Source organism: Pseudomonas sp. 9Ag (assembly GCF_902506445.1).
GTDB lineage: Bacteria > Pseudomonadota > Gammaproteobacteria > Pseudomonadales > Pseudomonadaceae > Stutzerimonas > Stutzerimonas stutzeri_AB.
Map to the genome: position 1 here is coordinate 1606760 of NZ_LR733836.1, position 22360 is coordinate 1629119.

The 22360-nt window shown below is 61.4% G+C and carries 16 protein-coding genes and 2 riboswitches; of the genes, 11 read left to right on the top strand and 5 right to left on the bottom strand.

The window, feature by feature from the left end:
- Positions 1–12 precede the first annotated feature (12 nt).
- From ALTERO38_RS07110 to ALTERO38_RS07130, 5 genes are all read right to left on the bottom strand, one after another.
- Complete coding sequence (locus ALTERO38_RS07110; protein WP_159967804.1) at positions 13–3108, bottom strand: non-ribosomal peptide synthetase; 3096 nt, start codon at positions 3106–3108, stop codon at positions 13–15.
- The gene (locus ALTERO38_RS07115) at positions 3105–3977 is read right to left on the bottom strand and encodes an isochorismatase family protein (protein WP_159967805.1); all 873 of its coding nucleotides are present in this window, start codon (positions 3975–3977) and stop codon (positions 3105–3107) included. Before ALTERO38_RS07115 ends, ALTERO38_RS07110 begins: the two co-directional genes overlap by 4 nt.
- An 11-nt stretch (positions 3978–3988) precedes the next feature.
- Complete coding sequence (locus ALTERO38_RS07120) at positions 3989–5614, bottom strand: (2,3-dihydroxybenzoyl)adenylate synthase (RefSeq protein WP_159967806.1); 1626 nt, start codon at positions 5612–5614, stop codon at positions 3989–3991.
- Positions 5611–6783, bottom strand: coding sequence for an isochorismate synthase MenF (locus ALTERO38_RS07125; protein ID WP_178114576.1), 1173 nt, complete (start codon positions 6781–6783; stop codon positions 5611–5613). Before ALTERO38_RS07125 ends, ALTERO38_RS07120 begins: the two co-directional genes overlap by 4 nt.
- A 421-nt stretch (positions 6784–7204) precedes the next feature.
- Positions 7205–7681 (bottom strand): GreA/GreB family elongation factor, encoded by a 477-nt coding sequence (locus ALTERO38_RS07130; RefSeq protein ID WP_159967807.1) that lies wholly within the window; start codon positions 7679–7681, stop codon positions 7205–7207.
- A gap of 212 nt (positions 7682–7893) precedes the next feature.
- Between ALTERO38_RS07130 and ALTERO38_RS07135 the strand changes: the two genes are divergently transcribed.
- The 11 genes from ALTERO38_RS07135 to ALTERO38_RS07185 all read left to right on the top strand — a co-directional run bounded on the left by ALTERO38_RS07135 (position 7894) and on the right by ALTERO38_RS07185 (position 22359).
- Positions 7894–8322: a DUF2141 domain-containing protein gene (locus tag ALTERO38_RS07135; RefSeq protein ID WP_159967808.1), complete on the top strand. Its 429-nt coding sequence runs from the start codon at positions 7894–7896 to the stop codon at positions 8320–8322.
- 300 nt (positions 8323–8622) lie between these two features.
- Complete coding sequence (locus tag ALTERO38_RS07140; RefSeq protein ID WP_019339665.1) at positions 8623–8895, top strand: HU family DNA-binding protein; 273 nt, start codon at positions 8623–8625, stop codon at positions 8893–8895.
- Positions 8896–9563: 668 nt separating this feature from the next.
- A riboswitch (guanidine-I (ykkC/yxkD leader) is annotated at positions 9564–9662 on the top strand.
- Between the two features lie 122 nt (positions 9663–9784).
- Positions 9785–10600: an ABC transporter permease gene (locus ALTERO38_RS07145; RefSeq protein ID WP_159967809.1), complete on the top strand. Its 816-nt coding sequence runs from the start codon at positions 9785–9787 to the stop codon at positions 10598–10600.
- A complete protein-coding gene (locus ALTERO38_RS07150) occupies positions 10597–11433 on the top strand; it encodes an ABC transporter ATP-binding protein (protein WP_159967810.1) in 837 nt (278 codons plus the stop codon). The genes ALTERO38_RS07145 and ALTERO38_RS07150 overlap by 4 nt, the downstream gene beginning before the upstream one ends.
- 1 nt (position 11434) lies before the next feature.
- Entirely contained in the window at positions 11435–12163 is a 729-nt protein-coding gene (locus tag ALTERO38_RS07155; RefSeq protein ID WP_159967811.1) for an urea amidolyase associated protein UAAP1, read from the top strand.
- Positions 12164–12175: 12 nt separating this feature from the next.
- Positions 12176–12811, top strand: coding sequence for an urea amidolyase associated protein UAAP2 (locus ALTERO38_RS07160; RefSeq protein WP_159967812.1), 636 nt, complete (start codon positions 12176–12178; stop codon positions 12809–12811).
- A gap of 232 nt (positions 12812–13043) precedes the next feature.
- The gene (uca, locus tag ALTERO38_RS07165; protein WP_159967813.1) at positions 13044–16652 is read left to right on the top strand and encodes an urea carboxylase; all 3609 of its coding nucleotides are present in this window, start codon (positions 13044–13046) and stop codon (positions 16650–16652) included.
- Positions 16653–16785: 133 nt separating this feature from the next.
- Positions 16786–18588, top strand: coding sequence for an allophanate hydrolase (gene atzF / locus ALTERO38_RS07170; protein WP_159967814.1), 1803 nt, complete (start codon positions 16786–16788; stop codon positions 18586–18588).
- Between the two features lie 203 nt (positions 18589–18791).
- Positions 18792–19763 carry an aldo/keto reductase gene (locus tag ALTERO38_RS07175; protein ID WP_159967815.1) on the top strand — a complete coding sequence of 324 codons (972 nt, stop codon included), beginning with the start codon at positions 18792–18794 and terminating at the stop codon, positions 19761–19763.
- A gap of 373 nt (positions 19764–20136) precedes the next feature.
- Positions 20137–20239: riboswitch (guanidine-I (ykkC/yxkD leader) on the top strand.
- Positions 20240–20286: 47 nt separating this feature from the next.
- The gene (locus tag ALTERO38_RS07180) at positions 20287–21294 is read left to right on the top strand and encodes an ABC transporter substrate-binding protein (RefSeq protein WP_102835128.1); all 1008 of its coding nucleotides are present in this window, start codon (positions 20287–20289) and stop codon (positions 21292–21294) included.
- 42 nt (positions 21295–21336) lie between these two features.
- Positions 21337–22359, top strand: coding sequence for a fatty acid desaturase (locus ALTERO38_RS07185; protein ID WP_159967816.1), 1023 nt, complete (start codon positions 21337–21339; stop codon positions 22357–22359).
- Position 22360: the final 1 nt, after the last annotated feature.

Genomic DNA, 22360 nt, shown 5'->3' on the forward strand with positions numbered 1-22360 from the left:
GCCCGCCCCCTTTCACCAGACCATTTCCACGAGTTCTTCTCGTTGCTGCAGCCGGCTGTCCAAAAAGCTGCAGAAGTCCGCCAGCTGCGGGTGATCGAAGACATCGGAGACCTTCACTGCAGTGCCGAACTCCGCACCAAGTCGATTGACGATCTGGATGGTCTGCAATGACTGCCCTCCGAGCTCGAAGAAATTGTCGTCCGGTTGAATGCCGCCCACTCCGAGGATTTGCTGCCAGATAGCGCTGACGCGCCGCTGCGTCTCGTCGTTCAATACGCGTTCGGACGTGCCTTGCACGTAGGCCTGCTGAAGGCGCTTACGGTCGATCTTGTTGCTACCGGTGCGGGGCAGGACGTCGAAATGACGGTAATCGGTCGGCACCATTGCTGCGGGCAGTACGGCACTCAGCTCGCGCTTGATTGCTCGAACGTCGTCCCGCGGGCCAGCGAAAAACGCCACCAACCGACGCACCCCGGCATCGAGTTCCAGGCCCAGCACACACGCTTCGTCTATACCCTGTAGTGCCAGCATCCGGGCCTCGACCTCCCCCGGCTGGATGCGATAGCCGCTGATCTTGAATTCGTTGTCCAGTCGGCCTAGGTACACCAGCTGCCCGTCTACCAGCCGCACGCGATCACCGGTGCGGTAGACCCGCACCGTCTCGTCGCCAATGCGAATATGGGCAAACGCCGGCGAGTCGCTGTTGAGGTAACCATTGGCCAGCTGCGGACCGAACAACACCAGCTCACCTTCCGATCCGGGGCGATTGCCTCGCTCCAGAACCAGCGCCTCGACACCTGCCAATGGTTGACCGATAGGCAGCCGTTCGCGATTGGGTTCGAGGCTTTGCAGATCACAGCTAGTCGCTACAACCGTGGTCTCGGTCGGGCCATAGGTATTGACCAGGCGAACATCGTGCCGCCCGACGCGTTGCCAAGCCTGAAGCTGCTCGGGGTATACCGCTTCGCCACCTATGATCACCGTCTTGAGCGATGCTGGAATCTGCGCTTGACCACTGCGCAACGCCACGACCCACTCATTCCAAAAAGCCGTGGGCAGGTCGACTACGCTGATCGCCAGCTGCTCTAGCCCCTCTACAAACGAGGACATCGACTGCAACATCGGGTCGGTACGCAGCACCAATGTCGCCCCGGCCGACAAGCTGACGAAGACTTCTTCGATGCTCGCATCGAAGTTGAACGGTGCGAATTGCAGGACACGGTCGGCTGAATCGATGCCGTAGCGCTGCCGAGCCGCGTGAACGAAATGCGCCAATGCGCGATGGCTGACTTCAACCCCCTTCGGCGCACCTGTCGAACCGGAGGTAAACATCAAATAACAGCCCGCATCGGTGCTGCGCGGGCTGTATGTCCGGTTGGGCGAGGTCAGCAATCCGATCAGTTGGATCGGGCCTGAATGTATGTCCGCCAAACGATGCCGATAAGCTGCCTCAGTGATGACCAGAGCCAGGCCTGCCGTCTCGCAGATTAGCCTTTGTCTATCGGCGGGCTGCTCCGGGTCCAACGGCACATACACCGCACCTGCGAGCAAGACCCCCAACTGGGCGAGGATTGCCTGTGGCGACCGGCTCAGCATTACACCGACGCGCTGGCCAGGCTCAATCCCCTCATCGACAAGCGCGGCAGCGACCATCTCGGCCCGAGCTTGCAGTTCGCCGTAACTCAGCGCCTGCTCATGCTGAACCAGCGCGATGCCCTCGGGCTGGGTCTGTGCCTGTAGGCGTATGGCATCTAATACGTTGCTCGGTTGCACATGGGCGGCACTGCCCGGAGCCTTAATAACTTGCCAGGCTCGGCGAACTGCAAACAGCTCTTCGAGCAGCACAGCTCGTGGCTGCTGCGGCTCGGCCAGCCAGCATTCGAGCAGATCGAACAGTTCCTCCTGCAGGCCGCGCACTTGGTCGAGGCTGTAGCAGGCCGGATTGGCGTCGTAGTCGAGTATCGGCATACCGTCGGCGCCGATCTGGACTTCCAGCGTCAGATCCTCCACCGGCCCGGCGCTCAAGTTCAGCGTTCGCGCCGGGCAGTTGCCGTAAGCCAGTGGACGGTCGAACGGCATGATGTTGATCAGAGGGCCAAACAGGCGCTGCTCTCCACCAACACGACCGAGGTCCCGACGCAGCGATTCGTAGCGGTAATGCTGATGTTTGCGGCTGCTCCGACGTAGCTTACCGATGGTCTTGGCACTGACGATGAGATCAGCGTCGTCCGGCAGATCCAGACACAAGGGTGCGATGTTCATCTGCATGCACGGCACATTGAATGATGCCGAGCCGATGCGATTCATCACCATCAGCCCCAGTACCTGGGAGCGCGCCCCGCTCACCTGCCTGAGATGAGCGGATATACCTGCCAGAAGGAGGTCCGGCCAGCCCACGCCGTGAGCTTCGGCAACGTGGTTGAGAGCCCGCCATAAAGGTTCTGTGAACGGGGCGCCATGACGAATGAACGCCGCCGAAATGGGCGCACTGCGTTCGCTGAAGCTGGCCGGCTCCGGCATGCGTGACAACGTTTCCAGCCAGTAACCGCGCGCAGCGGCGGTACGGCCCTGGGCGTCCCGCTCGGCGTCTTCCTTGAGCACATCTTCATATCGGCCAAACCCATTGACGGGCGCTGGGTCACCGTTCAGTGCGGCGCCGTAGAGCTCGGCGATCCGCTGGTAAAGCAGGTTGGTGCCGTAACCATCCAGGGCAATGTGATGCACACAGCTGTAGAGAAAGTCGCGACCTCCTGCCTGTAGCAACACGAACCGGCACGGCAGTTCGCGTTCGAGATCGATCGGTACGCGAATGTCGCGCATGGCCCAATCACGGACCCACTCTTCCGGATCCTCTGTCACCGGAACCTGGACCTGTTGCACAACAACTGGCAGTTCGCAGGGTTTGAAAAATGCCGCGTCCTCATCCGCCACAAATAGCCCGGATAGCGCCTCGCACTCCCGCACCGCCTGTTGCACTGCAGCAATCAGCGTCACTGCGTGAATCTTGCCGGCGAACGCTATGCATTCAGCGGTATTGAACATGGCGCGGTCTTCGTTGAGCAGGTAGCCGAACCAGAGCCCTTGCTGGGCAGTCCCGAGCGCTCTCATCGGGCACCTCCATGCTCGCTGATCAGGGTCCACCAGCCGTTTAACGTCGGGGTCTTGGCCAGATCGGTGAAGCTCAGTTCAAGGCCCTGCTCGCGCCATTCGCTTAGCAGCGTCATGATCTGGATCGAATCCATACCATAGTCGAGCAAATTTTCGTCCGGATCGAAGGGCTCATCCATCTCGTCGAGCATCGACAGCAACCGGGCCTCTAGCCCTTCCCTGCTCGGTAATGCCCGGTTTACCGAGCCCAGTTCGAGCACTTCGCGGCAAGTCACTACCTTGCCGCATCGCGTCGCCACGTAGTTCAGGGCCATCTCGTGTTCGGCCGCCCCGAAATCAGCGATACCGTCCGCCAGCACGAAGGGTTGAATGTCTCGCATGAAGGCATCACATGCGGTCATCAGGCAGCCGATATGGCCGTAGATGCCACCGATGATCAGCTGGTCGCGGCCTAGCTCGTTCATCATGTGTTCCAGCGGTGAACGCTGGAAGGCGCTGTAGCGCCATTTCACCAAGACCGTGTCATCCTCCGCGGGAGCCAAGCCAGAGACGACCGTCTGACGCTCGGGATATTGGGTAATGCCCGGCCCCCACATATCGTTTAGCAGCGCCCTGTCCGCATCGGCTTGCTCGCCTGGCTGGGCGGTGTAGACGACTGGAATCCCCAATTCTTTGCAGCGCTGGCGAACCTGTGCCAGACGGGAAACCAGTTGGTCGATGAAGGCGCTGTCCTGGCCCCAAAAATCACAGAAGTACGCTTGCATGTCGTGAACCAGCAGAACCGCGCGATTCGGTTCGAGCGGCCACTGCACTTTGTTCGCGCTCCATTCGCTGGGCAGGCGGTATGGCGTCAGAGTGGGAATTGCCATGAAACGAATCCTTATTCGGTAACGGTCAGTTGTTCAGCGACGCGGCGGCGTAGGCGGTTCTTGTCCACCTTGCCGACTGCGGTCATCGGGAGCGCGTCGATGTCCTCGAATCGGTCGGGAAGCTTGTATTCAGCAAGGCCGAGCCCACGCAGAAACTTGCGCAGCACGACTCCCTTGAGCGTTGCGTCGCGGGTGACGATGTAGGCGCAGCTCTTCTCGCCCATGGCCTCATCAGGCACCGAAACCAGCGCCGCCTGCGCTACGGCGGGATGCGCCATCAGTAGGTTTTCCACTTCTTCGGCGGCGATCTTTTCGCCACCGCGGTTGATCTGATCCTTGATCCGGCCGACGACGACGATGTAGCCGTCATCCCGCTGACGGACGAGGTCACCGGAGCGATAGAACCCTTCAGCATCGAAAGCGACGGCGTTGTGCTCAGGACTTTGGAAGTAACCGCGAATCGTGTACGGCCCACGCGTCATCAGTGCCCCGACTTCGCCAACGGCCACGGGATTACCCTGACGGTCGACCACCCTGACCTCATCAGCTGGACTCATTGGCTGGCCCTGGGTCAGATAGACATGCTCGTCGCCATCATCCAACCGGGTGTAGTTGACCAATCCTTCAGCCATGCCGAAGACCTGTTGCAGCCTGCATCCCAATACCTGAGGGACACGCCTGGCCTGGGCCTCCGGCAGCTTGGCGCCGCCAACCTGAATCAACTGCAGCGAATCGAGCTCACCGTGGCTACTCGGTGCGGCCTGCAGCCACATGGCCAAAGCCGACGGCACTAGCGCGGTAACGTTGACCTGCTGCTGAGCAATCAAGGGAAAGCAACTCGCCGGACCGGGATCCGGACTCAGCACAACACGGCCGCCAGCGAGGAACACGCCCAGCGCGCCGGGTGAGCTCAGCGGAAAGTTGTGCGCAGCAGGTAGTGCACAGAGATAACGGGTGTCGCGGTCGAACTGACAGATCTCGATGCTGCGCCGAACGCTGTAGAGATAATCGTCATGGGTGCGGGGAATCAGTTTTGGCGTGCCGGTGCTGCCACCGGATAGCTGAAAGAACGCCACCTCGCCGGCCGGTGTCGGTCGGAACGACCGCAATTCCTTGGCCGGTTCGAACCAGCTCTGCAGACATAGCTCTGGATGGGGGTCGTCGTGCAGCAAGACGGTATCAAGGTCAGGAATACTCTCCGTTAGCTCTTCGACAAACGCATCTCTTGTGAACAGTGAATGAGCCCTGCTGGCAATCAGCAGTCGCGGGCGGATTTGCGCGGCATAGGCCACCAGCTCGAGACGGTTATGACTGAACAATGCGTTAACGGGCGCGATTCCAGCCTTGATCAGGGCGAAGAACACAACGTACAGCTCGGCCTGATTGCCCAATTGAACGAGGGCGCGGTCGCCCTGCCCCAGACCGCGGTTCGCCAGCCGCTGCGCCAGGTTCGTCGAAGCTTGGTCCAGATCGGCGTAGCTCATAACCTTGCTACCGTCGATTACGGCAACGGCGTCCGGCTGGGTGCTGGCCTGCTCAACGAGCATCTGGCTCAGCGGTTCGCCCCACCAATAACCGGCCTGGCGGTATCGCTCAGCAAATTCCTCAGGCCAGCGTGTAAACGGAACCAGGCTCATACAGCCTCCCGGTCAAGACCGAACGCCGCGAGCATGGTGCCAAGCTTGGTGCCGGTCTCGCGCCATTCAGACTCAGGGCAGGATTCCGATACCAGACCAGCCCCGGCAAACAGCCGAACTTTTCGCTCATCGATGACGCCACAGCGAATCACCACAGCCCATTCACCATTACCTGCCGCATCGCACCAGCCGACGATGCCGCCGAACACTCCCCGATCAAAGGGTTCGAGTTCTGCGATCAGCTGTTTGGCTGCTGCCGTAGGAAAGCCACAGAGCGCTGGGGTCGGGTGCAATTGGCAAGCAAGCTTGAGGGCTGACACGGGCTCGGCAAGCTCACCTTCAATTCGCGTGGACAGGTGCCATAGTTTCGCAGTGCTCATGAGGGATGGTGCGTCGGGAATATGCAGTTCCCGGCATATAGGCCGTAACTGGCGCTCCATATCGCGGATCACCAAGCGGTGTTCGTGCTGGTCTTTTGCAGAATCAAGAAGACACTGCGCCGAGTATTCGTCTTCCGCCGGTTCGGCATGGCGGCGGGCCGAGCCTGCCAGGGGGTTTGTTTCCAGACGTTGGCCGGTTTTGCGCAGTAGCAGCTCGGGACTGGCGCCGATCAGTACGCCACCGTCAGGCAGATCCGCGAAGAAGTGGTACGCCTCGGGATTCTGCTGACGCAACCCCTGAAAGATCGTTGTCGCGCAGGGCGGTTCGTCGAACTCAAGCTGCAACAGACGGGACAGCACCGCTTTGTCGAGACGCCCGTTACGAAGCGCTGCGAGCGCTCGGGTAACGGCCTGCTGAAAACCGGCCTGGTTGGGCTGCTCGATGCACTGACGGGCATTGCCACAGCCAAACCCGCAGATTGATGTGGGCGGTGCCGTAGGAGGGAGATGGCTAATGTGTCGCGGAATGAACAAGCTTGAAGGTTGCTGTTTATCGAAGGGGATCACGCCGACCAGTACCGGGTTACTCAGCCCGGCCGCCTGGGCTTCGGCGAATCCACGCTGGACATCCCGCTCCAAGCATGGCCCGGCACCCTCCGCCGGCGTGTCTATCACTTTGAAACAACCGCTGGCTTCGATACCCCCAGCCGGCGAATAGAATCGATACGACGAGGGGAATTTGTAACCTTCCCGAGGCCCGTCGTAGACGACGCGAGTCAGTGCGTTCACCATCACCTCCGCAAATACTAATGAGATTGCTTATCATCTGCATGCGGCACGATAGTCAGCTAGACGGAATGCGTCAAATTGTTTCTAAGCGAGTTGAAGGGTGGCATTTAGCTAGCGGGAACCGCCGCTGCGCCACCCGTGCAACTTGTTTGAATGGTTCGACAGAACGGTTGAGAGAGAGAGCTTCAGCTAGAAGGAAGGCAGGGAGTTATTATTATTTTTAACGTTTATAATCAGTAGGTTATAGAGCATTTTTGATATCGTTTATCTGATATCTTTGCGGCTCGCATGCTCAGCAGGTAAGTCGAGACAAAACCGATAATCGACATTAATTAAAACGCCTATCTAACTGATTCAAATGATAATAAACAGATTTATAGCGCTTCGGAGCCCTTCCGCTCCGTGCGCGCTGGATGCTGACTCAACTGACGCTTAACAGACTGTATCGAAGGGACTGTCCCTCGACCTTGATCTCGGCTTCATCACCTTCCTCGCAGCCCAGCAGTGCTCTGCCCAGCGGCGAACGCGGAGAGATCACCAGCACCTCTTCGCCTTCGACCGTCACACTCAGCCCAGCGGCATCCGGTCCCAGGAACACCCAACGGCAACTGTCAGCGGACTCCAGCGAAACCAGCGCGCCCAGGGTGATGGCTTCATTGCGATGCGATCGTACGGGCAGGTTTTGGTAGCTTGAGATCGCTGTCTCTATTTCGTGAACGCGCTTCCGTTGCCCATCGGCCAGGTAGGCGGCTTCCAATCCTCGGGTGTCGTACTTGTTCTCCGCTTTGCTTTCGGCGTGCGTCGCCGCCTCGTGTGAGGCCTTCAGTGCATCCTTTGCAACAGCCAGATCGGCCTGCAGCTTGTCGATTATCAGCGTCTGAAGATGGGTCTTGTTCATGCGGGCTCGGTAGATAGGTCGTTGGCGCCTAGCATCGCATTGCTGAGTTCGTGGAGCCACGGCGGCGTCATTCAATACAAGGCGAGACTGACTGGTCAGCCGTTTGGCTGGCCGATCCGTTAGAAGCACGGCACTATCGCCAGACATTTTGGGCAGCCTGATGCGCCCGCCCTCGATTTATTCGATAGACACGTCGACCAGGAGCGAATCCTATGACACTGCGCGTAGCGCTAACCTTGGTAACAATGGTGATAGGTCAAGCGGCTTTCGCCGATGGCCAGCCGTTGACAGTCAAACTCAACAACCTCGAGCACGATCGCGGCACTGTTCGCGTGGCTTTGTTCTCTGATCCGAAGACATTTCGTAAAGCGGACCAGGCCTTTGCCTCCAGCGAGTCGCCTGCCAAGGCCGGAACCGTCACCGTGATGTTCGAAGGCGTTCCAGCCGGTGAGTACGCGGTGATGGCCTACCATGACGAAAACGCTAACGGCGAATTGGACCTCAGGTTTGGCATGTTTCCCACCGAAGGCTATGGCTTGTCCAACAACCCCAAGGTGATGGGCCCGCCGGCGTTCGAGGATAGCCGGTTCGATGTGCCAGGCGACAAGCCTCTGGAGATCGGCATCGACGTCCATTATTGAAGTTGAAGACGAGCCAATCAGCCTGTGAATAGACGGTTACTGCCTTCAGATCTCGAACCATGTGTTCCATGCTGCGTGAGGGGCGCTTATGGCGCATCCAGCAGACAGCAAGCTACCAATGGTCGGGAGGGCAATGAACCGGAGCCAAAATTTCGATGTCCAGACAAAAGCGTCTGGATCAGGCAACCAAGTGATTTGTCGCCCCGCACGGGATATTTTTGAAAAAGAGGAAATTTGCCGCAGGCGACAGGGCAAGACGCTGCTTATACTGACCACCCATTCCAATCTGGAGCCACACCCGTGAATAAAGCCGAGTTGATTGAAGCGATCGCCGCCTCCGCCGATGTACCGAAGAGCACTGCCACTCGTGTGCTGGATGCCTTCACCGAAAGCGTGACCAACACCCTGCAGAACGGCGACAGCGTGACGCTCGTCGGCTTCGGCACCTTTGCTGTCAAAGAGCGCGCAGCCCGTGACGGCCGCAATCCGCAGACAGGTGCAACGATCAAGATCTCCGCAGCAAAGCTGCCAGGCTTCAAGCCAGGCAAGTCGCTGAAGGACGCAGTGAACTAAGTCACTGCATCCAGGAAACCGGGCCGCTGACGTCCTCGCGGACGCAGCGCCTGCTCGGACCCTCCCACCCTGCTCTATCCCACCTGATTCCAACGCGTCGCTCCGGTCCAGGACCGCGCCTTATGAACTCCGCATCTGTAGAAACCGAATAAGTCGGCAGATTCGCAACCCCTCCTGTACTCCAAATACCCAAACCACTATCAAGCGACACTGATCGGCTCGGCAAAACGTTCCGGCTGCCGGTTAAGGCTTACGCCTATGCGCACCCGGTCTCGATCAAACGCTCAGCGTTCGCTTCGCGTACGAAAACATGATCTGGGACCGGCTATGTCCAGGTGCGGCCACAACGTGGCGACGCAGATCACCGCCATGCCAGAGCGGGCTCGGCGTGCCTGACAGCGCAGTGAAGCGCGCATTACTTGGGATACGCCAGAACGACGCACATTACTACTGGCGAAGTCCGACTTCGCCCGGCCCCACCTGAGCTGCCGCCTATTCCAAATCGATGCTTCGAAACGAAGCACGCGACGCGCGCATCGCACCATCAAGGCGCGCCAGAGCTGCCCGCCAGCGTGGCAATGGCCCAAACCAGGCAAATCTGCGCTTGGCACCGCATTTGCAAAACCACTTATGCCAGGAAGCTGCGGCTCAGGGACGAGAAAAATTTAGAAATAGCCGACTAGGGTTCCGGCTCGCGTTGCGAGTGGCTGGTCCGAGAGTTGGCGACCTCCAGTGAGGTTACACGGCGGGATAAAAGCCCGGGAGACGGCGTTCGACACGCAGCTCCTTTGCTATGCCCACTCACTGGAGGCCCTTATATGCCACCGCTCGGATTCGACAAGACGACCGGCCCGCGGCAACACCCCCCAATCAAAAGGGGGTACTCCCCATGCGTCTAATCAATCGCGTTCCCGGCCGCACCGGCTGGACGCTGCTGGTAATTCTGCCCTTTGCCATCCTGCTGTTCACCTACCTGACCAGCTCTGCACAACGGCTTGAAACCAACCCCAACGACAAGCTCCTGCCCAGCTTCACGCAGATGTCCAGTGCAGTGGAACGCCTCGCGTTCACCCCGGACAAACGCAGCGGCGACTACCTGTTCTGGCAGGACACCGCGTCCAGTCTCAAACGCCTGGGTGTCGGCCTCGGCATTGCAGCGGTTGCCGGCTTGTGCCTCGGTGTTGCGGCTGGAACGCTGCCGCTGTTCAGCGCACCTCTGTCGCCGTTGCTGACGGTGCTGTCGATGGTTCCGCCGCTGGCAATCCTGCCGATTCTGTTCATCGTCTTCGGCCTCGGCGAGCTGTCCAAAGTCATGCTCATCGTCATTGGCGTAACCCCGGTTCTGGCGCGCGATCTGGAGCAGCGCGCTCGGGAGTTGCCGCCGGAGTTGCTGATAAAGGCACAGACGCTGGGTGCCAACACCTGGACGCTGATCCTGCGCGTGGTACTGCCGCAACTGCTGCCGCGCCTGTTGATCGCGCTGCGCCTGGTGTTGGGTTCGGCCTGGCTGTTTCTGATCGCCGCCGAGGCCATCGCATCCACTGACGGTCTGGGTTACCGCATTTTTCTGGTTCGCCGTTATCTGGCAATGGACGTGATCCTGCCGTATGTGGCCTGGATCACCCTGCTCGCCTGGAGCATGGATTTCGGTCTGCGCAAGCTCACCCAGCTGGCCTTCCCCTGGTACGAAGGAGCCAAGGCATGAGCGATGTCATCCGCACGGTAGGCGAACAACCTGCCAAACCATTCATACGAGTCAACAACGTCTGGCAGGAATATGGCGATCAGGTGGTGCTTGAACGCCTGAATCTGAGCGTCGATGAAGGTGAGTTCTGCACCCTGGTCGGCGCCTCCGGCTGTGGAAAATCCACTTTTCTACGCCTGTTGCTCGGCCAGGAACGGCCCAGCCGGGGCGAAATCCTGCTCGACGACGCTTCCATCGCCGGAGAGCCGGACGCCAGCCGCGGCGTCGTATTTCAGCGTTATTCGGTGTTTCCGCATCTGTCGGTGCTGGACAACGTCGCCCTTGGCCTGGAGCTGCCCAAGGCCCCGCTACTGGGCAGGCTGTTCGGCCGCAGCAAGCGCGAAGCACGCGAGCAGGCCGAAGTGATCCTGCGCAAGGTGGGCCTTGGACACTCGCTGGACAAGTACCCGGCGCAGCTCTCCGGCGGCATGCAGCAACGTTTGGCCATCGCCCAGGCACTGGTGATGAAGCCCCGCGTGCTGTTGCTGGACGAGCCGTTCGGCGCGCTTGATCCCGGTATTCGCAAGGACATGCACGAGCTGCTGCTGGAACTCTGGCGTGAAACCCGACTGACTGTGTTCATGGTCACCCATGACCTCTCCGAGGGTTTCACCCTCGGCACCCGCATTCTGGTGTTCGACAAGACCCGCCTTGATCCTCACGCCCCCGGCGCCTATGGCGCACGCGTCACTTACGACATCCCGCTGAACACCGATCGCCACGTTGCGCGCGCCTCTGCTGGCGACCTGCCGACGCACCTGGGCCATCTGCACACCGACAATCAAGGAGCCTGACATGAGTGCTTCACTCGCCATTCGCCCCACGCTGTACGAGGAACTCGTTCCTGGCGGCGGCCACACTTCTTTCATCCTCAAGCGCGGTCAGTTGCTGCGCCTGACCGATCTCGAAGGCGGCGCCAACGTCAGCCTGCTGATGTTCAACGCGTACGAAAAAAGCGAGCGCCTCAACCTGCCGGACACCCTGAAGTGTCAGCACACCGCCAAACTCACCGCCGGCCACTGCCTGTATTCGGACATGGGCCGGGTCCTGGCCTGCATCACGGCTGACACCTGCGGCTGGCATGACAGTTTCGGTGGCGTACTGAACGCAGACGAAGTCGCCGAGAAATACGGCCAGGGTCGCTATCAGGAACTGCGCAACGGTTTCTTCCGCAACGGCACGGACAACCTGCTGGTGGAAATGGGCAAGTGGAACCTGAACCTGCAGGATCTGCTGATGACCCTCAACCTGTTCAGCAAGGTCACCGTCGACGCCAATGGCTGCTTCGGCTTCGAGTCCGGCAACAGCAAAGCTGGCAACTATTTCGAGCTGTACGCGCCAATGGACACGCTGGTAGTGCTCACCAGCTTGCAGCACCCAATGGACCCGAATCCCGAGTACGCGCCAAAACCCGTGCAGCTCAGCTGGCACCGCGTCGACAGCGACGGTATCAGCGTCCTTTGCCGAACCTCGCGCCCGGAGAACGCCCGCGGCTTCCACAACACCGAACGACTCTACATCTGAGGGGGCGCCAACATGACCATCCACGAAAGCAACTTGCACCCCGAGGCCGCCACTTTTCGCCATATGATCCCGGCCGGCGAGCCTTATCTGTTCGAAGTGAAGGCCGGCCAGACCCTGCGCCTGCTCGACCTTGAGGGCAATCAGGCGGTCGATACACTGTTCTTCAGTGCCACGAACCCGCGTGAGCGCTATGACCCCCAGCGCACCCTGCGCAAGCAGAACAAGGTCTACCTCACCACCGGCACGGTGCTCTACTCCAACCTCGGCAACCCGCTGCTAACCATCGTTGCCGACACCTGCGGTCGCCACGACACCCTCGGCGGCGCCTGTGCACAGGAGAGCAACGTGGTGCGCTACGCACTGGACAAGCGCTACATGCACAGCTGCCGCGACAATTTCCTGCGCGCCAGCCTGCATGACGGTCGCCTGGAGAAACGCGATGTCGGCGCCAACATCAACTTCTTCATGAACGTTCCGGTCACGCCCGATGGCAGCCTGACCTTCGAGGACGGTATCTCCGCCCCGGGCAAATACGTTGAGCTGAAAGCCCAGCAGGACGTGATCGTGCTGATTTCCAACTGCCCACAGCTAAACAACCCGTGCAACGGCTGGAATCCCACGCCGGCCGAGGTACTGGTATGGGACTGATGCCGTTGCTGCAGCGTTATGTGCTGCCGCTTATGCAGGCGCGCGCCGGTCAGCGGCCTGCGACGCATGCCCCGGATGCGTCCGGCTCAGCACCTGCGAAAACCACTCGCACAGCCCCAGACAGCGGCCCGCCGCTTTGCTGAAACCACCCTACAGACGATTCAGTCCCTGGACGACCGGGGGCGACGACGAAAGAAAGCGGGACGGCCCGCCTCCCCCTGAGGGAATGAAGATGTTCGACAAACTCCTGATCGCCAACCGCGGCGCCATCGCCTGCCGCATTCTGCACACGCTGCGCGCCCTGGACGTAAAAGGCGTGGCCGTCTATTCAGAAGCGGATGCCGCCAGCTTGCACATCCAGCAGGCTGATGAAGCCCATAGCCTCGGTGAAGGCGCTGCATCGAACACCTATCTGGTGATCGACAAGATCCTCGGTATCGCGCAGGCCGCCGGTGCGACGGCGATTCATCCCGGCTACGGCTTTCTTTCCGAGAATGCCGCCTTTGCCGAGGCGTGCGAGGCGGCCGGCATCGCCTTTGTCGGGCCGACGCCCGAGCAGCTTCGGGTGTTTGGGCTCAAGCACACCGCCCGAGCGCTGGCCAAGCAGCACGGCGTGCCGATGCTGGAAGGCACCGAACTGCTGGAGAGCCTCGAAGCCGCGCTGGAAGCCGGCCAACAGGTCGGTTATCCGGTCATGCTCAAGAGCACGGCTGGCGGCGGCGGCATTGGCATGCGCGTATGCCGCTCGGCCGAGGAGCTGTCGGATGCCTTCGACGCAGTTAAACGCCTGGGGCAGAACAACTTCAGCGATTCGGGTGTGTTCATCGAAAAATACATTCAGCGCGCCCGCCATCTGGAAGTGCAGGTATTTGGTGATGGCCAGGGCGAGGTGATCGCGCTGGGCGTTCGCGACTGCTCGGTGCAACGCCGCAACCAGAAGGTGCTGGAAGAAACACCGGCACCGAACCTGCCGACCGGTATGGTCGAGGCTCTGTGCGAAGCCGCCATCAAGCTGGCCAAGGCGGTGAGCTACCGCAGCGCTGGAACCGTCGAGTTTGTCTATGACGCCGAGGCCGAGCGCTTCTACTTTCTCGAAGTGAACACCCGCCTGCAGGTCGAACATGGCGTGACCGAACAAGTCTGGGGCGTGGACTTGGTGCGCTGGATGATCGAACTGGCCGCCGGCGACCTGCCGCCGTTGGCGGAACTGGCGAAGGACTTGAAGCCCAGCGGCCATGCCGTCCAGGCACGCCTCTACGCCGAAGACCCGGGCCGCGACTTCCAACCGAGTCCGGGCCTGCTGACCGCCGTGGATTTCCCCAAGGGGGATCGCAAGTGCCTGCGCATCGACACCTGGGTCGAGGCTGGCTGCGAGATTCCGCCCTACTTCGACCCGATGATCGCCAAGCTCATCACCCATGCGCCGACCCGTGAAGCGGCCCACACTGCGCTCAAACAGGCTCTGGCCGACACCCTGCTCTATGGCGTCGAGACCAACCGCGACTACCTGCGTCAGATCCTCGCCTATGCGCCCTTTGCCGAAGGCAATCCCTGGACCCGCTGCCTGGAAGGGCTGACTTACCAAGCTGCCTCCTTCGAGGTGCTCGCAGCCGGCACTCAGACCACCGTGCAGGACTTCCCTGGACGGCTCGGCTACTGGGCTGTCGGCGTGCCACCGTCCGGTCCGATGGACAGCCGTGCGCTGCGCCTGGGCAATGCGCTGCTGGGCAATCCGCCCGATGCCGCGGGCCTGGAAGTCACCATGAGCGGGCCGATCCTGCGCTTCAATACCGATGCGGTGGCTGTGGTAACCGGCGCTGACATTCCAGTGACACTCGACGACGTCGAGCAATCGATGTGCACCGCGATTATGGTCAAGGCTGGCAGCACGCTTTCCCTTGGCACCATCGCCGGAGCCGGTGCTCGCAGCTACCTAAGCGTGCGCGGCGGACTGCAGGTGCCCGATTATCTGGGCAGCAAGAGCACCTTCACCCTCGGCCAATTCGGCGGCCATGCCGGACGGGCCTTGCGGGCCGGTGACGTGCTGCACCTTCCCGAGCTGGCTGACGACAGCGTTGGCGCAAGCCTGCCGCTGGAATTGTGCTCAGCCTTGCCCGCAGTGCGCGAGATCCGCGTGATCTACGGCCCGCATGGTGCACCGGAGTATTTCACCGAAGGCTATATCGACAAATTCTTCACCACCAACTGGGAAGTGCACTTCAACTCAAGCCGGACCGGCGTGCGCTTGATCGGCCCGAAACCCGAGTGGGTACGCGACAGTGGTGGCGAGGCCGGCCTGCACCCGTCGAACATCCACGACAACCCCTACGCCATCGGCGCGGTGGACTTCACTGGCGACATGCCGGTAATCCTCGGTCCGGACGGCCCGAGCCTCGGCGGCTTCGTCTGCCCGGTGACCATCATCGAGGCCGACCTCTGGCAGATGGGTCAGCTCAAGGCTGGCGACAAGGTGCGTTTCGTACCAGTGGAGGTGACCACCGCGCGGCAGCTGGCGAAGGCGCTGAGCGACGAATGTGCGCTTCGTGGCAGTCAGAGCGGCACCGTCGCTCCTACAAGTGCGCAAGCGCTCACCTCGCCCATCATCCTCGATCTAGGTGAGGACGATACACGGCTGGTCGCCCGCCTCTCCGGCGACACCCACCTGTTGCTGGAAATCGGCGCGCCTGAGCTGGATCTTGTTCTGCGCTTTCGTGGCCATGCGCTGATGCAGGCTCTGGAGGCGAAGAACCTCGACGGCGTAATCGACCTCACCCCCGGGATTCGCTCCCTCCAGGTCCACTACCAGCCAGAAACCCTGCCGTTGCGGACGTTGCTCGACATCGTCGAGGGCGAATGGGACGCGGTGTGCGCCGCCCGCGACCTGAAAGTCCCTTCGCGAACCGTCTACCTGCCCTTGTCCTGGGACGACCCGGCCTGCCAGTTGGCCATCGAAAAATACATGACCACCGTACGCAAGGATGCCCCGTGGTGCCCTAGCAACCTGGAATTCATCCGCCGCATCAACGATTTGCCAAACCTCGACGAAGTGTATCGCACGGTGTTCGAGGCCAGCTATCTGGTGATGGGCCTCGGTGATGTCTATCTCGGCGCCCCGGTCGCGACCCCGCTCGATCCAAGGCATCGGCTGGTGACCACCAAGTACAACCCGGCACGCACCTGGACCGCGGAAAACTCCGTGGGCATCGGTGGCGCTTATATGTGCGTCTACGGCATGGAAGGTCCGGGTGGCTACCAGTTCGTCGGCCGCACCCTGCAGATGTGGAACCGCTACCGCGCGGTGGAAGCCTTCGGCGGCAAGCCATGGCTGCTGCGCTTCTTCGACCAGATTCGCTTCTACCCGGTCTCTGCCGAAGAGCTCTTGAAGATCCGCCGCGATTTTCCCCTGGGCCGCTACCCGCTGAAGATCGAAGAGAGTGAGCTGCGCCTGTCCGACTATCAGGACTTTCTGGCGAAGGAAGCCGAAGGCATTGACGCCTTTCGCAGCCAGCAGCGCGCCGCGTTCGACGCCGAACGCCAACGCTGGATCGCCTCAGGCCAGGCGCACTTCGAGAGCGAGGAAGTCGCCGCTGAACTCGGTGAAGACGCCCCGCTCGGCGCCGGCGAGCACGGTATCGAAAGCCACATTGCCGGCAACCTCTGGCAGGTCTCGGTGGCCGAGGGCGCACGGGTGGAAGCCGGCGACGTGCTGGTGATCCTGGAAAGCATGAAGATGGAAATCCCGCTCACCGCCCCTGTTTCCGGCGTGATCAAGGAAGTCCGTGTGCAACCCGGCTCGCCAGTGCGCGCCGGACAGCGCGTGGTAGTGATTGAGGAGGCGTGACGCCCCAGGACCAACGCACAGATAACCGTAGGGTGGATCACGCTTCACCGATCCACCAACCGGCCCAACGGGTCGGCAACGAACATTGCGGTGGGAAAGGCTTTGCCGTTTTCCACCTTACGAGGAATACAACGTGACCATCGACTTCGATCTACGCCTCGACACACTGCGCACGGCTTACTCCGGCGCACAGCTGTCACCGCGCAACCTTATCGCTGCAGTGCTCGAGCAAGCCACCGCCCTGCAAGCCGAATTCAATCTCTTCATTCATCTGCTAACAGAGGATGAACTGGAGCCCTACCTCGCCGCTCTGGACAGTAAATCCCCGGAAGATCTGCCGCTGTACGGCATCCCCTTTGCCATCAAGGACAACATTGATCTGGCCGGCATCCCCACCACAGCCTCCTGCCCGGCCTTTGTCTACACGCCCAAAACCAGCGCCACCGTCGTCGAGCAGCTGATTGCCCTTGGCGCGATCCCGCTGGGCAAGACCAACCTTGACCAGTTCGCCACCGGCCTCAACGGCACTCGCTCGCCCTATGGTGAATGCCGTAACAGCGTGCACCCTGCCTACCCATCGGGCGGCTCCAGTGCCGGCTCATCCCTGGCCGTCGCGCTGGGCATCTGCAGTTTTGCACTGGGCACCGATACCGCCGGCTCCGGTCGGGTGCCGGCGGCGCTGAACAACCTGGTCGGCCTCAAGGCCAGCAAGGGACTGATCTCCACCGCAGGCGTCGTGCCGGCGTGCCGTACGCTGGACTGCGTCACCTTTTTCACCGCGACCGCAGCCGAAGCCAGCCAGCTTCTCGCCCTGACCGCCAGGCTGGATCCGCGTGACGAATACAGCCGCGCCAACCCGGCATGGAACGACGGTTTGGCCTTCGGCAAGATCGCTACCTTCCGCTTCGGCGTGCCAAGCGGGCTGGAGTTTCTCGGTTGTCCGGAAAGCCCGGCGCTGTTCGCCGCCACCATCGAGCACCTACAGGCCCTTGGTGGCGAGCCAGTCGAGATCGATTTCGCTCCGTTCCTTGAAGCAGCGCGCTTGCTGTATGAGGGGCCCTGGGTCGCAGAACGTTACAGCGTCGCCGGCGAGCTGATCGAACTACAGCCGGACGCCGTGCTGCCGGTAATCAAGGCCGTGCTGGAAAAGGCGCCCGGCACCACCGCGGTTCAGCTGTTCCGCGCGCAGTATCGGCTGCAGCAGCTCAAGACAATCTGCGACCGGATCATGGCGGAGGTCGACTGCATCCTCACGCCTGCCTACCCGCGACCGGTCACCCTGGACGAGCTGCACGCCGAACCGGTCAAGCGCAACTCGGATCTGGGCTATTACACCAACTTCATGAATATGCTCGACTATGCCGCCGTTGCGGTGCCCGCCGGCACAATGCAGAACGGCCTGCCGTGGGGCGTTACCCTGTTCGGTCGCGTGTTCACCGACCAGTACCTGCTGAGCCTGGCCGACGCACTGCAGCGTGGCACCGTAATCCCACTGGTCGGCGGTCAGTCCATCACCAAAGCCGCGCCGACACATCCGGCGCGCAATGACCGGGCCCGCCTGGTGGTTTGCGGTGCGCATCTGGACGGCCTGCCGCTGAACTGGCAGCTCAAGCAGCGCAATGGTCGGCGGCTGGAAGCCACCCACAGCTCAGCGGACTACAAGCTCTACGCGCTGGCCGGCGGCCCACCGTTCCGCCCCGGCATGGTCCGTGTTACCGATGACGGAGCCGCCATCGAAGTGGAAGTCTGGGAAATTCCCAGCAGCGAACTGGGCTCTTTTCTCACCGGCATCCCCGCGCCGTTGGGGCTGGGCAAGGTGCAGCTGGCCGATGGCCGCTGGGAAACCGGCTTCATCTGCGAGCCCTATGGCTTGGACGGTGCTGTCGACATCACCGAATTCGGTGGCTGGCGGGCCTATATGAAGAGTCGGCGCTAACAGCCATCCGGGCCGGATGATCCGGCCCTACGAACACCGCCACTCGCATCTGCTGCCGCTCGGCCTGGCTGCGACGTGGCTCGGTGTTGGGCGGGATTGATATCGCCACTCCTTTTCGTCCCCGCCGGAACATCCCTTACTGGACGTCCTCCGATGCAAAGCGACGCCGAACATTCGGCTCAATCTGCATCAGAGGAGGCTCCATGCGCATCACCCTTCCACCTCTCGGCTTTGGCGGCGCACCGCTGGGCAACATGTTCCAGCCACTCGACGAAGCCACCGCCGACGCGACGCTCAAGGCCGCCTGGGAAGCGGGCATCCGCTATTACGACACCTCGCCGCATTACGGCGCGGGTCTTGCCGAACAGCGCTTCGGCCGCCTGCTGAGCCACAAGCCGCGCGACGAATTTGTGCTGAGCACCAAGGTGGGCCGCCTGCTGCAGCCCGCGGCGGCACCGGAAAACGCCAAGCCTTTCGTTGATGAGCTGCCCAACAAGCGCGTCGTGGACTACTCCGCCGATGGCGCCCGCCGCTCCATTGAAGACAGTCTTGAGCGCATGGGCGTCGATCGAATCGATGTCGCCTTCATTCACGACGTGTCTGAAGACCAATGGGGGCCGCAGTGGACCGAGTACTTCCAGCAGGCCATGCAGGGCGCGGCGAAAGCCCTGACGCAAATGCGCGACGAAGGCCTGATTCGTGGCTGGGGCCTGGGCGTGAACCTGGTCGAGCCCTGCCGTCTGGCGCTCGAGCAGTCCGACCCTGACGTATTCCTGCTAGCCGGACGCTACTCGCTTCTGGATCACCGCGAAGCGCTGGACACCTTATTCCCACAGTGCGTGGAGCGTGGCGTTGGGATCGTCGTCGGTGGCCCCTTCAACTCCGGTGTGCTGGCCGGCGGCGAGCACTACGACTATGCCGACGCACCCGAGGCGATCCGCAAGAAGACCCAGGCGATCGAGGCCGTGTGCGGCGAGTTCGGCGTCGATATCCGTGCCGCAGCGCTGCAATTCTGCCTGGCTCATCCAGCGGTGCTGTCAGCCATCCCCGGCACCAGCAACCCGAAGCGTCCGGCGCAGTATGTGCAGCAGTTCGAAGCCGAGATACCGGCCGCGTTCTGGCGGGCACTGAAGGACAAGCAACTGCTGCCTGAGGATGTGCCGGTGCCGGCGTAGCGCCGACCGCAAGTATTAAATTGCTGGCATGACGCAGGACGTTATGCCAGCAATTGCTTGAGCCCCGCACACCCACTGCAGAACACCACGAGGCATCCCTCTCTCCCGGTTGATGCCTCGTCCTCCCCCTGATGACGTCCGTCGTGCTCCTCCCCTGTCACGACCAACGGGGCACCATTGCAGCGCACAACTCACCATTTGAGCGCAGCCCGGTTACGGCCATAGCGTGACGATCGGTCGAGATATGCCGGCCAACTCATTGAATCCGTTCAGCAAAAATCCACCAGATAAAGATGGCACGCAACCTGCTCATCCCAGATAGAACGGGATGAGTCGCCACCACGCTCATGACGCTCGGCACACAGGAGCAACACAACAGGCGAACTAGGGTTCCGGCTCATGCAGATGAGCGCTGGTCCGAGAGTTCTCCGGTCCCACGGATTGGGACTACACGGCGGGATAAAAGCCCGGGAGGACGCGATGTCATCCCGTGCCGGTTCTTCCACTGTGTAGGAGTTTCATCATGACTGGACCACTGCTGCGTTCGCTGCACCACACCTTGCTTGGCGCCACGCTGGCGGCCGCGACGATATTTGCTCCGCTGGCGGCCCAAGCAGCGGAAACGATGAAAATCGGCACTGTGGTATGGGCCGGTTATGGCCCCTTCTACGTCGCCGACAAGAAAGACCTGTTCAAGCCCCACGGCCTGGATGTCGAACTGCAGTTCTTCAACGACCCGGCGCTGATCCCCACCGCCATGCTCAGCCGCGCTCTGGACGGCGGCATGCTCACCTATGACCAAGTGGTGGCCTCGGTCGCCAAGGGCCTCAAGCACCGCGTGGTGATGCCCATCGACTTTTCCAACGGTGGTGACGCTATCGTCGCCGACGCTTCGATCAACTCTGTGGCCGATTTCAAAGGCAAGAAGGTGGGTTACAACCCGCTGTCACCTTCTGACTTTCTGCTCGCCTATGCGCTGCAGCAGAACGGAATGACCGAGAAGGACATCGATCCAGTCAACATGACGCCCGAAGGCATTCCCGGCGCCATGGCCTCTGGCAATCTGCCGGTCGGCGTGACCTACGAACCCAACGTTTCGCAGATCCTCTCCATGGGCAGCGGCGATAAGTTCAAGGTGGTGTATTCCTCCAAGGATGCGCCCGGCCTGATCACAGACGTGCTGGTGTTCGACGAGGCGGTAATCGCCAAGAAGCCGGAAGCCATCAAGGCGATGATCCAGGGCTACCTCGACGGCCTCGCCTATATGCAGGCGCACCCTGAAGAGTCAGCAGAAATCATCGGTGAAGTGCTGGGCGTAAGCGCCGAGGAAGCCACCGAGCAGATGTCCGGCGCCTACAACATTCCGCTCGCTGAAATGGGCAAGAGCTTCGCCCCCGGTGACGACACCCATTCTTTCCATGGCAGCGGCGCGATCATCGCCAAGCTGCTGGTCGACAACGGACAGATCCCGGCCATGCCGGACTTCAGCAACACCTACGACGCCCAGTTCATCGAGACGCTCGCCAAGTAGTGCATGCCGGGCGAGCCACCGCTCGCCCGGTAGGAGACCGATATGCAAACGCGCAAACCGCTCTACCGATATGCCGATGGCCGCGTGCCGAACAGCCTGGCCATGACCTACACCCTGCTCGGCTACCTCGCCGGCCTGGCACTGCTGTTCCCGGCCAATGGCTGGCTCAATGCCCTGGGCACGCTGTTGCTCGCTCACGCGATGATCATCGCTGCCTACCTGATCCACGAGTTTGCCCACGGCACCATTTTCAGCGTGCCCAAGCACAACCAGTGTGCCGGCAACGCCTGCAGCTGGCTGGCCGGCAGCTGCTACGCCGATTTCCAGGACCTGCGCAAAAAGCACATGCGCCACCACGTCGACCGTGCCGATGTGATCACCTTCGACAGCAAGGCCTTTCTCAAGGCACGCCCCGTGTGGTTCCAGAAGCTGGTCATCGCGCTGGAGTGGGCCTACGTGCCGGCGGTCGAGCTGATCATGCACCTCTACGTGATTGTGCTGCCCTTCGTGACCACCAACGAGAAGCACCGTGCCCGCCGCGGCAAAGTCGCCCGCGTCATGCTGATCCGGGCTCTGCTCTTTGCCCTGCTCGGTTGGGTATCGCTCAAAGCCCTGGCGCTGTATGCCGTGGCCTGGTTGCTGATGGTCACCGTGCTGCGCTTTGCCGACGCCTACCAGCACACCTACGACGCCTTCGCCGTGCTGGAAGACGGCCAGGTACCCGAAGACAAGCCACGCGACCGCGCCTACGAACAGCTCAATACCTACAGCAACGTGGTGTCCGCCCGTTGGCCATCGCTCAACCTGCTGCTGCTCAACTTTCCCTACCACAACGCCCACCACGAGAAACCCGTCGCGCCCTGGTATCGCCTCCCCGCGCTGCACGCCGAGCTGTATGGCAGCGCCTACAACCAGGTCATTCCGATGCGCGACCTGCTTGGCAGCTTCCACCGCTATCGCCTGCGTCGTGTACTGGATGACGACTACGGCGCAGTCAGTGAAGGTCCGCGAAAAGCAGAGGGTTTCTACGGTGCAGTTGGCGTGTCTTTCCTCACGGCGGTGTGAA